We start from the raw sequence: 15,002 nt of genomic DNA on the forward strand, positions 1-15,002 counted from the left end.
CAGGTCGTACGCCGGTCCCCCGACAGGTCGTACGCCGGACTCGATCGGGTAACGAGCACCCGTTGTCCGCAATGGTTCCACGCAATCTTTGCATAGTCTAAACGCGGGGGAGGCCGCCCGCCACGGGTGGCCGCACAGCCGGCGCGGACCACGCACTCGCGCGCCGGCGACGACCTTGTCGGACAACCTTGTTGGGGGTGCCATGACCGCTCCGGAGCATCGGGACGCCCGAGCCGGGCGCGGAGACGCCCGTGCCGTGCTGACCTGGCTGCCGGCCGGGGTGATGACGGTCGTGGCCGTCGCCGACGTGATCGGCGGCCCCGGCGTGGGACTGCTGCCGCTCGTCTCCCTCGGCCCCGCCTTCTCCGGCCTCATCGGCACCTGGCGGCGCACCGCGGTCACCGGCGCGGTGGCGCTGCTGCTCTGCCTCGGACTCGGCGTCTACAACGGCCTGTTCGACACCCGGCGCGGCTACACCGCCCTCGTCTCCGTCGCCGGGGTCACCGGCGCGGGCGTAGCCGCCGCAGTGATGCGCGGCCGCCGCGAGGCCGAACTGGCCAGCGTCCGCTCGGTGGCCGAGGTCGCCCAGCGCGTGCTGCTGCGCCCGGTGCCGCGCAGCGCCGGGCCGTTGGGCGTCGCCGTCTCGTACACCTCGGCCGCCGCGGAGGCCCGGATCGGCGGCGATCTGTACGAGGTGGTGGCCTCGCCGTACGGGGTGCGCGTGATCGTCGGCGATGTCCAGGGCAAGGGCCTCGCCGCCGTGGAGACGGCCGCCCTCGTCCTCGGCTCGTTCCGTGAGGCCGCGCACGAGGAGCCCGACCTGGTGGCGCTCGCCGCCCGCCTGGAACGCAGTGTGGCGCGGGAGTTGAACGCCGAGAAGTTCGTGACCGCCGTCCTCGCCGAGGTCCACGCCGACGAGGAGCGGGTCGTCCTGGTCGACTGCGGCCACCCGCCGCCGCTGCTCGTACGGGCCGACGGAACCGTCGAGTTCCCCCGCCCGCCCGCGTACGCCCTGCCCCTCGGGCTCGGCGTGCACGGCGGGGAGCCGCCGCTGCCGTACGAGGTGCGCTTCGCGCCCGGCGAGCAGCTGCTGTTCTACACGGACGGCGTGACCGAGGCGCGGGACGCCGCCGGGACGTTCTACCCGCTCCAGGAGCGGGCCGGCCTCCTCAAGGAGCCCGACGCGCAGGCCGCCCTGGAGGCGCTGCGCGAGGACGTGGTCCGGTACGCCGGCGGCCCGCCGCACGACGACGCGGCGATGCTGCTGCTGCGCTACCAGCGCGGATGAGACGCGAGGGGCGCCCCGGGGCGGTTGGCGCGGTGTGTGGTGTCGGGGGCCCGGGGCCGCGCGGTACAAAGAGGTATGGCTGAGCGAAGCGGCGTGGACGAGGGTGCGGTCGAGGTCGACGAGGTCACGCGGGCCGTACTGACCGCGTCCCGCGTCCTGGTCGCGGTCTCCGCGCGCTCGCTCGCCGCAGTCGAGGACCGGGTGACGCTGCCGCAGTTCCGGATGCTGATCGTGCTCTCCAGCCGCGGGGCCACCAAACTCGTCGACCTGGCCGAGCTGTTGGGCGTCGCGCCCTCGACCGCGATGCGCATGGTCGACCGGCTGATCGCCGCCGGGCTCGCGGACCGGCGCGTCAACCCGCGCAACCGCCGCGAGACTCTCCTGCAACTCACCGACGCGGGCCGCCGCATCGTCACGGACGTCACCGCACGCCGCCGCCAGGAGATCGCCGGCATCGTCGAACGCCTCACGCCCGAACGGCGCGCGGCACTCGTCGCCGCGCTCACCGCGTTCAGCGAGGCGAGCGGTGAGCCCCCGGCCCCGGAGGCGGACGAGGCCTCGGGCCTGCACCCCCTGGGCTGGGCCCAGTGAACGAACCCCCGCTCCGACCCGCACACGGAAAGGCACTGCCATGACCGGACCCGACGCACCCATCCCGCGGTTCCACCTGGCCATGCCCGTGGACGACCTCACCGCGGCCCGCCACTTCTACGGCGAGGTCCTCGGCCTCGACGAAGGCCGCAGCGCCGACACCTGGGTCGACTGGAACCTGCACGGCCACCAGTTCGTCACCCACCTCGCCCCCGCCCGCCCGCAGCGCGTCCACAACCCGGTCGACGGCCACGACGTCCCCGTACCGCACTTCGGCCTGATCCTGACGATCCCCGACTTCCAGAAGCTGGCCCAACGGCTGCGCGACGCGGGCACGGAGTTCGTGATCGAGCCGTACGTCCGCTTCGAGGGGCAGCCGGGCGAGCAGTGGACGATGTTCCTCCGTGACCCGGCGGGCAACGCGCTGGAGTTCAAGGCGTTCGCGGACGACGGGCAGGTCTTCGCGGTGTGAGGCGGTACGAGGCGGTGTGGTCGCGGGGTCTTTCAGCGTCACGTGCAGCCGAGGGGCAGATGGTGGCCGTCGGCCGAGGCGAAGCCGGCCAGTGCGGGCACCGCGGGCCGGGTGCGGCTCGCCGCGAAGACCGTGCCGGACGTGCCGAGGCTCACCGCCGGGTGGTCGAGCAGCCCTGCACCGCCGAGGCCGAGCCCGACCGCGGCGGCCATGTTGTCCCCGGTGCCGGCCGCTACCGGCAGACCCGCCCGCAGCCCGAGATGCGCGGCGGCGACCCCGGTCAGGCGCCCCGCGATGCTGCCGCCGCCCGGCGCGACGGGGGACAGCAACTCCTCGGCCATGCCGGTGAGTTCGAGCAGCACCGGGTCGTACGCGGAGTCCGCCGTGGACCACCAGAGGGTGCCGGAGGCGTCGCCACCGCGATCCCGGTCACGTCCCGCGCGTCCACGCCCGCCCCGCGCAGCCCCTCGGCGACCGCTGTGGCCAGCGCCCGCCACCACGCCTCGGGGTCGGTCTCGCGGGCGCCGTCCGTCCCGGTCACGGTGTGCGGGGCGCCGCTCGCCGCGTCGGTGACGGCGGCCTTGGTGGACTGGGTGGAGCTGTCCACGCCGATGACCACGGGGGTCCCCTGCGGACACGGCCCAGGGGGCCGGGGCGATGCGTCATCTCGTACCTCATGGTTGACGGGAGAGGCTTCCTGCGTATTAGTAAGCATAGAAAACAAATTGCTCGCGAAGAAGGGGCGACCATGACGGACCGCTTCACCCCGACCCCCGACGACAACTTCACCTTCGGCCTGTGGACCGTGGGCTGGCAGGGCGTCGACCCGTTCGGCACGGCCACCAGGCCCGCGCTCGACCCGGTGGAGTCCGTCGAGCGGCTCGCGGAGCTCGGCGCGTACGGAGTGACCTTCCACGACGACGACCTCGTGCCGTTCGGGTCCTCCGACGCCGAGCGCGAGGCCGTCGTCAAGCGGTTCCGCGCCGCCCTCGAAGCGACCGGCATGAAGGTGCCGATGGCGACGACGAACCTGTTCACGCACCCCGTCTTCAAGGACGGCGGCTTCACGGCGAACGACCGGGACGTACGCCGGTACGCGCTGCGCAAGACCCTCCGCAACATCGACCTCGCCGTCGAACTCGGCGCCACCACCTACGTCGCCTGGGGCGGCCGCGAGGGCGCCGAGTCAGGCGGGGCGAAGGACGTGCGGCTCGCCCTCGACCGGATGAAGGAGGCCTTCGACCTGCTCGGCGAGTACGTCACCGGCCAGGGCTACGACCTGCGCTTCGCCATCGAACCCAAGCCGAACGAGCCGCGCGGCGACATCCTGCTGCCCACCATCGGCCACGCCCTCGCCTTCATCGAGCGCCTGGAGCGCCCCGAACTCGTCGGCGTCAACCCGGAGGTGGGCCACGAGCAGATGGCCGGCCTCAACTTTCCGCACGGCATCGCGCAGGCCCTCTGGTCCGGCAAGCTCTTCCACCTCGACCTCAACGGCCAGTCCGGCATCAAGTACGACCAGGACCTCCGCTTCGGCGCCGGGGACCTGCGCCAGGCGTTCTGGCTGGTCGACCTCCTGGAGGACGCCGGGTACGCGGGGCCGCGCCACTTCGACTTCAAACCGGTGCGCACGGACGGCTTCGACGGGGTGTGGGAGTCCGCGAAGAACTGCATGCGGAACTACCTCATCCTCAAGGAGCGCGCCGCCGCCTTCCGCGCCGACCCGGCCGTGCGGCAGGCGCTGCGCGACTCCCGCCTCCACGAGCTCGCCGAGCCCACCGCGGCGGACGGCCTCGCCGGACTCCTCGCCGACCGCAGCGCGTACGAGTCCTTCGACGTGACCGCGGCCGCCGGGCGGTCCATGGCCTTCGAACGGCTCGACCAGCTGGCCATGGAACATCTGCTGGGCGTCTGAGCCCGCCCGGGGGCGTCTCACGGAATTGCGACCCCGCGCCGTCGGCGGGTCAACTTCCCGTCGGCGTAAGGTGGTTCAGTGCGGGCGCGGTACGGTACGCCGCCTCAGCGCGCGGCCCGCTCCGCGTACGCCAGTGGGTCCGCGAGGACGTCCCGTACGACCAGGGCGGCCGAACCGCGGGCCGCGTCACCGGCCGAGGACGAGGCGCGCAGCCGGCCGCTGTCCGCGGACCACAGGCCCGACACCACGCGCCGCTCCAGGCGTTCGGCGATCGGCGGGGCCAGCCACTGCAGCAGCGGGCGGAAGGTGCCGCCGAGCACGATCGCGTCCGGGTCGAACAGGTTCACCGCCCCGGACAGCACCAGGCCGAGCGTGCGGCCCGCACCGGTGAGCGCGGCGACCGCGGGCGCGTCCCCGTCCCGGGCGCGGCGCTCCAGCTCCGTGACGCCCGGCCGGCCCGCGTCCGCGGCCAGACCGGCCGCCCGCAGCAGCGCCGCCTGGCCCGCGTACTGCTCCAGGCAGCCCCGCGCGCCGCAGCGGCACAGCGGGCCGTCCTCGTCCACCACCACATGCCCTATCTCGCCCGCGAACCCGTGGGCGCCGCGCAGCAGTTCACCGTCGACGACCAGTGCGCCGCCGATGCCGATCTCGCCCGACAGGTACAGGAAGCTGCGCGGCCCGCGCCCCCCGTCGCCCGCCGGGCCGCCGAACCACAGCTCGGCCAGCGCCGCCGCGTCCGCCTCGTTGCCCGAGCCGACCGGCAGCGGCGGCGGAGCGGCCTCGGGGGCGAGCCGCAGCCGCAGGCCGGCCAGGGCCTGCGCGAAGATCCCCTCGGCGGCCACCCGGCTCCAGCCCAGGTTCGGGGCCTGCCGCACCGTCCCGCCGGACACCAGCCCCGGCAGCGCCAGCTGCGCCCCGGCCGGCCGCAGCTCCTGTGCCGTCGCCGACTCCAGGGCGTCCGCGGTGATCCGGGCGGCCCGCGCGAGCACGTCGGCGGGCGGCACACCCCGGTTGTCGAGGTGCTCGGTCAGGCGTACGCGGTCGGTGCCGGACAGGTCGACCACGCAGACCGTCACGTAATCGACGTTGATCTCCACGCCGACCCCCGCGCAGCCCGTCCGGGCCACCTTCAGGACGGTGCCGGGGCGCCCGGCCTGGCCGCTGAACGACTTTCCGGACTCGCTCAGGAAGCCGCTCGCGAGCAGCTGCTCGACCAGCGAGGACACGGCCGCGCGGGTCAGCCCCGAACGCCCGGCGACGGCGGCCCGCGTCGTTACGCCCTCGTCGTGGACGGCCCGCAGCACGAGGCTCAGGTTGTGCCGCCGCACGGCGGCCTTGTCGGCCTTGGGCTGCAGAGGGGCTCGGCGGTTGTTCATCGTGCCGTCGAGCCTATCGGGCGGCTCTGACATCGGGCGGCTCGGACAGTGGGGTGGCTCTGACTGTCGGGCGGCTCTGACTGTCGGGCGGCTCTGACTGTCGGGCGGCTCTGACTGTCGGGCGGCAGAACCCGACGGCTCGGGATCAGGCCGTCAGCCAGCGGTGCAGGGCTTCGTGGACGCTGTGCGGGAGCGCGCTGAGCTGGTCGATGGCCTCGCGGTCGCCGGGCAGCGGTGCGATCCCGGCCGCCGTCAGGGCCGCGTTGAGTTCGAGGCGGCGCAGGTCGCGCGGGTCGAGCACCGCCGCGCGGGAGGGCTCCATGCGCTGGGCCGGGTTCGGCGGCGGGAGGAGGAAGTCGTCCTGCGGCCAGGTGCGGAACGTCGAGTCGGCTACGTGAGGGGCAGTCATCGTGTGCACAACGCTCTCCTTCGCTACGGGGTACCGTCGTCGACGGCACGGCATGAGAGGCGCGCACGGCCGCATCCGGTTGCGGGACCGGCCACGGATCACCCGGTCGGTGCAATCCGCCGCTCATCGCACTCGCCCCCGCGCCCCCTGGACAAGCCGCCCCGAACGGCCGGTCAGCGCCCCGGAGTTCACCGTACGACCGGGTCCTCCGCCGCACCCCCGACGAGCGCCGCCTCGACGGGGCACGCGCACGCCCCCACCTCACCCGCGTCGGCGACCGCGGCGAGCGCCGTCCGCATCCGGGTGAGGTCGGCGATGCGCGCGTCCAGGTCGTCCAGTTTCGCGTCGACCACCGCACGCAGCCGCGCGCCCGGCACCGCACCGCCGCGCGCGAGCGCCAGGAACGCGGCCACGTCGCCCATCCCGAACCCCAGCTCCCCGGCCCGCCGCACGAAACGGACCCGCCGTACATCCGCCTCCGTGTACCGCCGGTACCCGGAATGCGGGTCACGCGCGGGGGTGAGGAAGCCGCGCCGCTCGTAGTAGCGCAGGGTGCTCGGCGGTACGTCGGCGGCGCGTGCGGCGTCGGCGGAATTCACGGGCTGACCGTCTCCTGAGTGCGTGAAGTGGGCGGGCTGGTACGTGTACGGGCGGGCCGGGACCGTGTCAACTGCCGTGCCTGCGCCAGCAGGAACCCGGCCTCGACGACGAGGAACCCGGCGAGCACCGGCGTGGCCCCGGCGGCCAGGGCGGCCGTCATCAGCAGGGCGAACGCGGCCCGCCCCGCGGTGTCCGCGACCCCGGTCACCCGGTCGCCCCGCACGAGCCGCACCACCGCCCACATGGTCACCAGTACGCCGAAGAACGTGACGAACAGCAGGTGTTCGGGCGCGAACGGCGCGGGGGCCCGGCCGGGCAGACCGAGCGCGGCGTGCGCGGCGCGGACGGCGTCCAGGGCGAGCGCGGCGGTCCAGGGAGTGGTGAAGGGGAGGGCGACGGCCAGGTCGTACCAGGCGCCGATGCGGACGGCGCCGGGGCTGCGGCGGGTGGTGGCGTCTCCGGTGCGTGGTGCCGGAGCGGTCGGTGTCGTCGTGGCGGTCATGACCGTCACGGTGCACCCTGCACCGCGGTGCAGGGTCAAGTGCGGGCGTGCGGGCGTGCGGGCGTGTGGGCGTGTGGGCGTGCGGGCGTGCGGGTGTGGGGGTGTAGGCGAGCGGCTGCCTCGGGGGGCGGCTGCGCGCGTTCATGTGTTCGGCATGAGACAGACGGGTCGGGGCTACCCCGGGAACCGGGTGGCGTGGCAGGGTGCGGGGGTCGATGCTTCGTCAACTGCCATCCGGGGGACGAGTGTTGGTGAAACGTTGTTGCTCCGTTGCCCAGTTCGGGAGAGGACACCCCCACGACATGTCCGCTCATGCCGCCCATTCCGCCCGCCGCCGTTGGCGCCGCCCGCTGCTCGTCGCGGCCGCCGCAGCCGCGATAGCCGTCCCCTCCGTGGCCTTCGCCACGGAGGGTGCCACCGACAGCACAACCGCCGACCCCGGCGCCCGCACCGCGGTCCAGGCCCTGGACGACACGTACTACCAGGACGCGATCGGCAAGACCGGCCCCGAGCTGAAGGCCGCGCTGCACACGATCATCAGCGACCAGACCAAGCTCTCGTACGACCAGGTCTGGGACGCCCTCAAGAAGACCGACGAGGACCCGGCCAACACGTCCAACGTCATCCTGCTCTACAGCGGCCGCTCGCAGTCCAAGGACACCAACGGCGGCGACCCGGACCAGTGGAACCGCGAGCACGTCTGGGCCAAGTCCCACGGCGACTTCGGCACGTCCACCGGCCCCGGCACCGACGTCCACCACCTGCGCCCCACCGACGTGTCGGTCAACGGCACGCGCGGCAACAAGGACTTCGACAACGGCGGCGAGGAACTCTCCGAGGCGCCCGGCAACTTCACCGACGACGACTCGTACGAGCCGCGCGACGCGGTCAAGGGCGATGTCGCCCGCATGATCCTCTACATGGCCGTGCGCTACGACGGTGACGACGGCTTCGCCGACCTGGAGCCCAACGACGAGGTGAACAACGGCTCGGCGCCCGCCATCGGCCGCCTCTCGGTCCTCAAGCAGTGGCACGCCGAGGACCCGCCGGACGACTTCGAGAAGCGCCGCAACCAGGTCATCTTCGACGACATCCAGCACAACCGGAACCCGTTCATCGATCACCCCGAGTGGGTCGCGGAGATCTGGAAGTAACGATTCGCCCGCCGAGGCGTACGCATGGGGCCCGGACCGCGTCGGGTCCGCATCGGGTCTGCATCGGGACCGCATCAGGACCGCATCATCGGACCGGGCCCCGTGGCGTTCTGCGGCCCGCGAGAGGACCGTTGGACGCCTACCTGCCGCAGGCTGGCTGTTCAGGCACCGGCTCGCCGGGGTGCACGGCGCATGGCCCACAACACGGGCCCGCCGCCGGGGAGTTGGGCCTCGCCGAGTACCTCGAAGCCGTAGTGCTCGTAGAACGGCACGTTGTCCGGCTTCGAGGACTCCAGGTGGACCGGCAGGCCCGCCGCGTCCGCCTGGGCGAGGCCGGAGCGGAGCAGGGCCGAGCCGTGGCCCTGGCCTCGGGCGGCCGGGTCGGCGCCGACGACCGCGAGGTACCAGTGCGGCTCCTTCGGCGAGTGCTCCGCCGCCGCCTCGACCGCGGCGCGGAACACCGGGGCGCGGTCGCCGAGGATGTCCTGCAGCTCCTGGACGGTCCCTGCGTCCGGCACGGCCTTCTCCTGGCCCTCCGGTGCCACCCAGAACGCGGCCGCGGCGTCGGTGCGTTCACACACGCCGTGCAGGCCGTACTGCCGGGTGAAGAGGGTGTGGAAGTAGCGGCGCAGTCCTGCCTCGCGGGTGGTGTCCTCGGGGAAGAACCAGCGCATCATCGGGTCGTCGTCGAAGGCCAGGGCGAGGGTGCGGCTGATCGCTTCGGCGTCGTCGGACGTCGCCTTCGTCGGGGCGTTGATTTTCGGCACACCGCTCATTCTGCACACCTGTTGATCTTCGTCTGCGGCTGGGCCCGCCCATGGGTGGAGAGCGCGGTGGTACGAGGGTGACCGCACCCTGACCGGGGCCCGCGCCCGCTGAGCAGATCGGACCCGCCCACGCGTGCGATCAACTGCCTTGCCTCATCGTGCAGTTGGTACGACGATGAAGCCTCCCGAAGCCGAGGGGAGGCCCGGTGGCGTACCAGGAGTGGGCGGGGGCGTCCGGGCGGGACCTGGTCCTCGACGACTGGTTCGCCCGGCAGCTCGTCGCCGCGAGCGGAAGCAGGCACGGGCGGGACGTGCACGTGCTGCTCGGCGGCCCGGGCAGCGGCAAGTCCAGCCTGCTCGCCGCGTTCGAGGAGCGCGCCGCCAACACCTACGTCGCCCACATCGACTGTGCCGGGCTCCCGGACGGTGTGCGCGAACCCGCGGACGTCGTGGCCCGCGTCGCCTTCCAGCTCAGCGCCGAAGTGCCCGGCCTGCCGCCCATGCAGTTGCCCGCCTACGCGGCGCTGCGGCTCGCCCTCGCCGTACGCACCGACCAGGCCGACCGGGACACCGCCCTGGCCGAGCTGAGCGCCGCCCTGGACGAGGGGCGCGGCCGGGAGCAGTCCCTCGACCTGTACCTGTCGCTCGCCGAGAAGCTCGGCTCGCTCGCCGGCATGCCCGCCTGGGGGCTCGCGGCCCTGCCGTTCCTCTCCGAAGGCATGCGGCGCCTGCAGGAACACCGTGTCCGGCGCGCCCTGGCCCGGCATGTGCACGCGCCCGCCTCCCCGGAGGACTTCCTCGTCGGGCTCGGCCACGGCCTCCAGCACGGCGACGACCGGCAGCGGCGGCGCGCCCAGGAAGTGCTGCTGCGCGCCTTCCTCGACGACCTGCGCCGCGCCTACGACACCGCCAAGGGCCACGAACTGCGCACCCTGCGCTGCCTGCTGCTCCTCGACAACGCCGACGACGACCGCGGCCAGGCCTTCCTCGACACCCTGCGCACCGCCCGCCGGGGCGGCCCGGAGGACGGCGACCCCCTGCTCGTCCTGGCCGCCGCCCGCAGCCGCCCCCGCCTGGTCGAACCGCTCGACGTCCCCGCGGGCCGCCTGCTGACCTGCTGGTCCTCGTACGCGGAGCGCACACCGGACCCGTACGCCGAAGCGGACGAGGAGCACTTCGAACCGCTCGACGTGCGCGGCAGACCGCATGTGCGCGTCGCCCAGCTGCGCCCGCTCACCCGCGCCGAGGTGGCCGAGCAGTGCCGGCCGCTCCTCGCGCACCTGCCGGACCCGGCGGGCGTGCGCCGTCCGGTGGACTGGCTGGCCAGGATCGTCCACGACCTCACCGGTGGACAGCCCTTCGCGACGGCGGCCGTCCTGCGCCGACTCCTCCGCTTCGACGACGAGTTGCCCGTCGACACGCGGCTGCGCCGGATCTTCACCCTCGCCCCGCACCGGCCCTCCGTCGCCGAGGAGGCGTACGAGCGGCTCTTCGGTGACGTGCCCGCAGCCGTCCGCGCCCGCCTCCCGCGCGTGGCCGCGGCCGCCGTTCCCGTACAGGCCCTGGCGGCGGACACCTTGTGGGGCAGGGGCAACCATCTCCTCTACCAGGTCACGGAGTTGATCGGCGACGAGCTGCGCTTCGACGTGGTGGAACTCGACGGCGGCGACGTCCTCACCGTGCCGCCGATCGCCCGCCGCCACCTCCTGCAGCGCCTCGCCCGCAGCGAGGACAGCGCCGAGGCCGGAACCTGGACCGGGGCCCACCGCAGGCTCCGGGACGCCCAGCGCGGCCGGGACGCCGCGTACCACCACCTCGCACTCGGCGACGTACCGGCCGCGACCCGGTTCCTGCACGGCCTCCTCCAGGACGTCAAGGAGGGCGGCGTGCACATGGCCGAGTGGTGCCGGGCCCTGTCGTGGGTGCAGCGCGCCCCGCACCCGCGCATCGCCGCGCCCGACGACGGTACGCAGGAGTACGAGGCCGCCGTGGAACGCCTCGGCACCCGTGTCCCCGCCGAGCAACTCCCCGTCGCACGGCTCCTGATCGCCGGCCAGCTCACCGTGCACCCGCCGGCCGACCCGTACGCCTCGCTCTGGTCGGACCCGCTGTGGGACCCGACGGCGCGGCTGCGCACGGAGATCGCCGTCCATCTGCAGCAGCTCAGCGAGGACGTTCCGCACCTGCGCGGGCTCCCGCTGCACGAGCGCGTCCAGTCCTACGACAAGGAGCCGTGGTGATGCCCGGATCGCCCGAACGGGACCGGCCCGACCGCCGCGGTCCCCTCGCCCGCCCCGACCCGGCGCCCGTCCCGTGGTGGCGCAACCGCCGCAACCTCACCGCGGGCGCGGTCGGCGCGGTCGTCCTCGCCCTCTGCGGCTATCTGGCCCTCGGCTCCGGCTGGGGCTCGATCCGCTACCTCACCCAGCGCTGCGCCGAGCGCGTCTGGGAGCGCGGGCCCGCCGAGGAGTGCACCGGTGTGAGCGACGGCGGCTTCGTCTTCGGCGAACTCGACGACATCTCCGCGGCCATCGAGAAGGAGAACCGCCGCGTCACCCGCGGCAGCCTCCCGTACGTCACCGTGGCCCTGCTCATCCCCCTGACCACCGACGAGACCGACCCGAACCGCGAGGCCGCCGTCCGCGACCAGATCCGCCACGAGGTGCAGGGCGCCCACCTCGCGCAGCTCCGCATGAACGACCGCGGCTCACCGGCCGTCCGTCTGGTGCTCGCCAACCCCGGCCTCGGCAGCGCCCACTACGCGGCCGTGGCGGAGGAACTGGACGAGATGGCACGGTCGAAGGAGCACAACCTGCGGGCCGTGGTGGGCTTCGACATGAGCGAGGAGAACACCAAGAACGCCATCCGGCACCTGACGGCCGACCTCGGCATCCCCGTCGTCGGCGGCCCCATCACCGCCTCCGACCTGACCATGCCCGGCCTCGCCCGGATCGTCCCGCCCAACGACGACCAGGCCGAGGTCCTTGCGAGCCTGCCCGGCGACGACAACGTGTTCCTGGTCGAGGACACCCGGCCGGGCGACAGCTACGTGGACACCCTCCGGGACGCGTTCAACGCGAAGCGGCCGAGCGGCGCCCTGGAGTCCGAGCAGTACCGCTCGTCCGGTGGCTCCGACGACGACCCCAGCCTCGCCGGCGACTTCGAGAACATCGCCCAGAACATCTGCCAGTCCGGCGCCAAGGACATCTACTTCGCCGGACGGCCGCCCCAACTGCGCATGCTGGTCCTTGAGCTGGGCCGCCAGCCGTGCGCCAGGACGAAGAACAGCTTCCGCGTGATCACCGGCTCTGGCGCGTCCACGGTCGACTCGTACGTCACACGCGACGACCTGGACGAGTGGCGCAGGGCCCTGGAGCGGGTCACCGTCGAGTACGCGGCCGTGGGGCACCCCGAGGCCTGGGAGGACAGCAAGGCCCCGGAGGCGGAGGACGCCCGCACCGAGATGCGGCACCTGAGGGCGGCGGCGGCCGGGCTGAAGGACGCCGACCTGGAGGACTCCCGCCTCATGACGATCTACGACGCGACGCGCACCGCCGTCATCAACATCCGCCGCCAGGCCGAGGGCGGCCGCCGCATCCCGCGCCTCGACGAAGTCGCCAGCGGCTGGCACCAGTTGAAGAGCGTCAACAAGATCAGGGGTACGACGGGCTGGATCTGCCTCGACAACCAGGGCAACGCGTACAACAAGGCCGTGCACCGCGTACGGCTCGACCCGAAGTGGCAGCCGGACCAGAAGCTCGACTTCGTCGGCGTGGCCTGGCCGGAGGGCAAGCCCCTCGAAGCGACGTGCACGGCACCGCGGCGGTGATGAACCGGCCCGTTCTCGTGCGCCCTTCAGGAAGTCAGGGTCTGCGCGAACTGCTCGGCGAACGCCACCAGCCGCCCCAGCTCCGCGCCGCCCGCCCGGGTCACCCGGAAACCGTGCCGCCGCCCCCAGAACGCGGCCTGCACGGCGTGCAGTTGGGCCCAGCGCCGCAGCCGCACCGGGTCGAGCCCCGCGGCCTCGGAGAACACGTCCAGCGAGCGCAGCGCCGCCCGCCGCAGGTCGTCCGCCTCCAGGAAGGCGAGCGCCCGCGACTTGAGGAACGTGCCGCCGTCGTACGCGGGGTCGCCGACCTGCCCCTTGGGGTCGACGGCCAGCCACGGCTCGCGGTCGGCGCGCAGCACGTTCCGGGGGTGGAGGTCGCCGTGGACGAGGGTGTCCGGCTGAGAGGCGGCGAGTTCCCGGACCGTCGCGAGGGCGGCGCCGAGCGCGCGGTCCGACACCCGGTGCGTCAACTCCTCGGCGTCCCGGCGGAGTTCGGCCTCCCACTCCCCGGCCCGGTCCTGCAGCCGGGGGAGTCCGGGAGGCGCCGCCACCGCCAGGCGGCGGCTCAGCAGTCCCGCGACCGTCGCGACCTCGTCGCCGTCCTCGACCTCCGCGAGGGTCGCCGTACGGACCCGCTCCAGGAGCATCGCGAACCGGTCGTCGTCCCGCTCGTACAGGCGGACCGCGCCACGGCCTCGCCAGGCGGCGAAGGCGTCCGGTTCGTGGACGTTGCCGGGGTGCGGGAACGACACCTTCAGGACGGCGGCGCTCCCGTCCCGCGCACGCACGGGAACGACGACCCCGACGCCCCCGTGCCGCACGGCCCCGTCGGGCGCGCAGCCCCACTGTTCGAGCAGCGCGCTCACGACACCGGGCAGCCGGCCGAGCCAGACGGCCCCCGGCTCGCCCTCGCGCGCGACGGTCGCCTCGGCGAACGTGTCCGGTACGTCGATCACCCGGGTCACCTTACGCGCGCCGCCCGTTGTCAGCGCCGCGTGCCAGAATCCGACGGGTGAAGATCAGTGCGGCGCTCTGTCTGTAGGGGGCGCTCTGTTTGTGGGGCCACCCGGAGTTCCTTATCGTGCGAACAGCGGGCGGTGGCGCTCCACGACGAGAACTCACCCCACGACGAGAGAAGCGGCCATGGCACAGAGTCTGATCAGGCAGATCGAAGGCATGGAAGCGCTGGACGGTGTCTGCCACAGGCTTTCCGGCCTGGTGGGACGGGTCACGGGTGCCGAAAAGGTGAAGAACGCGCTGTCGGGAACGTGGCTGGGCCACCCGCTGCACCCCGTGCTGACGGACGTGCCCATCGGGGCGTACGTCATGGCGTCCGTCCTTGACGTGACCGCGGGTCCCGCCGGGGCCGGGGCCGCGCGTCGTCTGGTGGGCGTGGGACTGCTCGCGACGGTCCCGACGGCCGCCTCGGGGGCTTCGGACTGGTCCGACACCTACGGCCCCGAACGGCGGGTCGGCGTCGTGCACGCGGTGTGCAACGCGACCGCGTCCACCCTGCAGGCGGCGAGCCTCGTGGCACGCCGGAAGGGCCGGCGCGGCGTCGGCGCGGTGTTGAGCGGCATCGGGCTCGGGTTCACCCTGAGCTCCGCCTACCTGGGCGGTCACCTCTCGCTCGTGCGCGGCGTCGGCGTCAACCACACCGCGTTCCAGCCGACGGTCGGCCAGTGGACGGACGTGGCGGCGCTGTCCGACCTGGGCGACGGCAAGCCGCTGCGGGTCACGGCGGGGGGCGTACCGGTCGTGCTCGTACGCCGGGGCGAGACGGTCCACGCCCTGTCGGCCGTCTGCACCCACGCCGGCGGACCGCTCGACGAGGGCGAGATCCGGGACGGCTGCATCCGGTGCCCCTGGCACGGCAGCGAGTTCCGCCTGACGGACGGCGCCGCGGTCCGCGGTCCCGCCGCGGTCGACGCGCCCCGCTGGGACACGAAGGTCGACGACGGGCGCGTTCAGGTCCGTTCGGCCTGACCCTGTGCGGGGCTGACCTGCAGCGCGTCGCCGACGCGTGCTCAACCGCCGCCCCGGGCGCCCCTCCGCGTCCGTGCCCGTGCCCGTGCCCGTGCCCCCGCTCGTGCCCGTGC

At 73.7% G+C, this 15,002-nt stretch carries 14 protein-coding genes and 1 pseudogene; 8 read left to right on the forward strand and 7 right to left on the reverse strand.

The genetic code is table 11. The annotated features are described in order from the left end of the window. The first annotated feature begins 202 nt into the window (after positions 1 to 202). From QIS99_RS16090 to QIS99_RS16100, 3 genes are all read left to right on the forward strand, one after another. Positions 203 to 1,288: a PP2C family protein-serine/threonine phosphatase gene (locus QIS99_RS16090; RefSeq protein WP_282514057.1), complete on the forward strand. Its 1,086-nt coding sequence runs from the start codon at positions 203 to 205 to the stop codon at positions 1,286 to 1,288. A 75-nt stretch (positions 1,289 to 1,363) separates the two neighbouring features. Beyond that, entirely contained in the window at positions 1,364 to 1,879 is a 516-nt protein-coding gene (locus QIS99_RS16095; protein WP_282514058.1) for a MarR family winged helix-turn-helix transcriptional regulator, read from the forward strand. A 40-nt stretch (positions 1,880 to 1,919) separates the two neighbouring features. Beyond that, positions 1,920 to 2,351, forward strand: a complete 432-nt coding sequence (locus QIS99_RS16100) for a VOC family protein (protein ID WP_282514059.1) — start codon at positions 1,920 to 1,922, stop codon at positions 2,349 to 2,351. 41 nt (positions 2,352 to 2,392) lie between these two features. Here the strand turns inward: QIS99_RS16100 and QIS99_RS16105 are convergent. Further along, positions 2,393 to 3,066, reverse strand: a pseudogene (locus QIS99_RS16105) (FGGY family carbohydrate kinase); the annotation flags it as partial. Positions 3,067 to 3,099: 33 nt separating this feature from the next. On the opposite strand from QIS99_RS16105, the gene xylA reads away from it, so the two are divergent. Continuing rightward, positions 3,100 to 4,266 carry a xylose isomerase gene (gene xylA, locus QIS99_RS16110; RefSeq protein ID WP_282514060.1) on the forward strand — a complete coding sequence of 389 codons (1,167 nt, stop codon included), beginning with the start codon at positions 3,100 to 3,102 and terminating at the stop codon, positions 4,264 to 4,266. Positions 4,267 to 4,370: 104 nt separating this feature from the next. Here the strand turns inward: xylA and QIS99_RS16115 are convergent, their stop codons facing one another. The 4 genes from QIS99_RS16115 to QIS99_RS16130 all read right to left on the reverse strand — a co-directional run bounded on the left by QIS99_RS16115 (position 4,371) and on the right by QIS99_RS16130 (position 7,153). Then, positions 4,371 to 5,642: an ROK family protein gene (locus QIS99_RS16115; protein WP_282514061.1), complete on the reverse strand. Its 1,272-nt coding sequence runs from the start codon at positions 5,640 to 5,642 to the stop codon at positions 4,371 to 4,373. A 145-nt stretch (positions 5,643 to 5,787) separates the two neighbouring features. After that, on the reverse strand, positions 5,788 to 6,051 hold the full coding sequence (locus tag QIS99_RS16120) for a hypothetical protein (RefSeq protein WP_282514188.1): 264 nt from the start codon (positions 6,049 to 6,051) through the stop codon (positions 5,788 to 5,790). 188 nt (positions 6,052 to 6,239) lie between these two features. Continuing rightward, positions 6,240 to 6,650, reverse strand: a complete 411-nt coding sequence (locus QIS99_RS16125) for a MerR family transcriptional regulator (protein ID WP_282514062.1) — start codon at positions 6,648 to 6,650, stop codon at positions 6,240 to 6,242. Continuing rightward, complete coding sequence (locus tag QIS99_RS16130; RefSeq protein WP_282514063.1) at positions 6,647 to 7,153, reverse strand: hypothetical protein; 507 nt, start codon at positions 7,151 to 7,153, stop codon at positions 6,647 to 6,649. Before QIS99_RS16130 ends, QIS99_RS16125 begins: the two co-directional genes overlap by 4 nt. 302 nt (positions 7,154 to 7,455) lie before the next feature. Here QIS99_RS16130 and QIS99_RS16135 point away from each other — a divergent pair, with 302 nt between their 5' ends. Beyond that, a complete protein-coding gene (locus tag QIS99_RS16135; protein ID WP_282514064.1) occupies positions 7,456 to 8,307 on the forward strand; it encodes an endonuclease I family protein in 852 nt (283 codons plus the stop codon). Positions 8,308 to 8,468: 161 nt separating this feature from the next. On the opposite strand, the gene QIS99_RS16140 is transcribed toward QIS99_RS16135, so the two are convergent. Further along, positions 8,469 to 9,083, reverse strand: coding sequence for a GNAT family N-acetyltransferase (locus tag QIS99_RS16140; protein WP_282514065.1), 615 nt, complete (start codon positions 9,081 to 9,083; stop codon positions 8,469 to 8,471). Between the two features lie 197 nt (positions 9,084 to 9,280). Here QIS99_RS16140 and QIS99_RS16145 point away from each other — a divergent pair, with 197 nt between their 5' ends. Together QIS99_RS16145 and QIS99_RS16150 are read left to right on the forward strand one after the other, a co-directional pair. Beyond that, a complete protein-coding gene (locus tag QIS99_RS16145; RefSeq protein WP_282514066.1) occupies positions 9,281 to 11,314 on the forward strand; it encodes a hypothetical protein in 2,034 nt (677 codons plus the stop codon). Next, positions 11,314 to 12,903 carry an ABC transporter substrate-binding protein gene (locus QIS99_RS16150; RefSeq protein ID WP_282514067.1) on the forward strand — a complete coding sequence of 530 codons (1,590 nt, stop codon included), beginning with the start codon at positions 11,314 to 11,316 and terminating at the stop codon, positions 12,901 to 12,903. Before QIS99_RS16145 ends, QIS99_RS16150 begins: the two co-directional genes overlap by 1 nt. Positions 12,904 to 12,929: 26 nt before the next feature. On the opposite strand, the gene QIS99_RS16155 is transcribed toward QIS99_RS16150, so the two are convergent. Continuing rightward, positions 12,930 to 13,859 carry an aminoglycoside phosphotransferase family protein gene (locus QIS99_RS16155; RefSeq protein WP_282514068.1) on the reverse strand — a complete coding sequence of 310 codons (930 nt, stop codon included), beginning with the start codon at positions 13,857 to 13,859 and terminating at the stop codon, positions 12,930 to 12,932. A gap of 187 nt (positions 13,860 to 14,046) precedes the next feature. Between QIS99_RS16155 and QIS99_RS16160 the strand changes: the two genes are divergently transcribed. Next, complete coding sequence (locus tag QIS99_RS16160; protein WP_282514069.1) at positions 14,047 to 14,889, forward strand: Rieske 2Fe-2S domain-containing protein; 843 nt, start codon at positions 14,047 to 14,049, stop codon at positions 14,887 to 14,889. Positions 14,890 to 15,002: the final 113 nt, after the last annotated feature.

Origin of the sequence: Streptomyces solicavernae, from assembly GCF_029968095.1 — a bacterium.
Taxonomy (GTDB): Bacteria; Actinomycetota; Actinomycetes; order Streptomycetales; family Streptomycetaceae; genus Streptomyces; species Streptomyces solicavernae.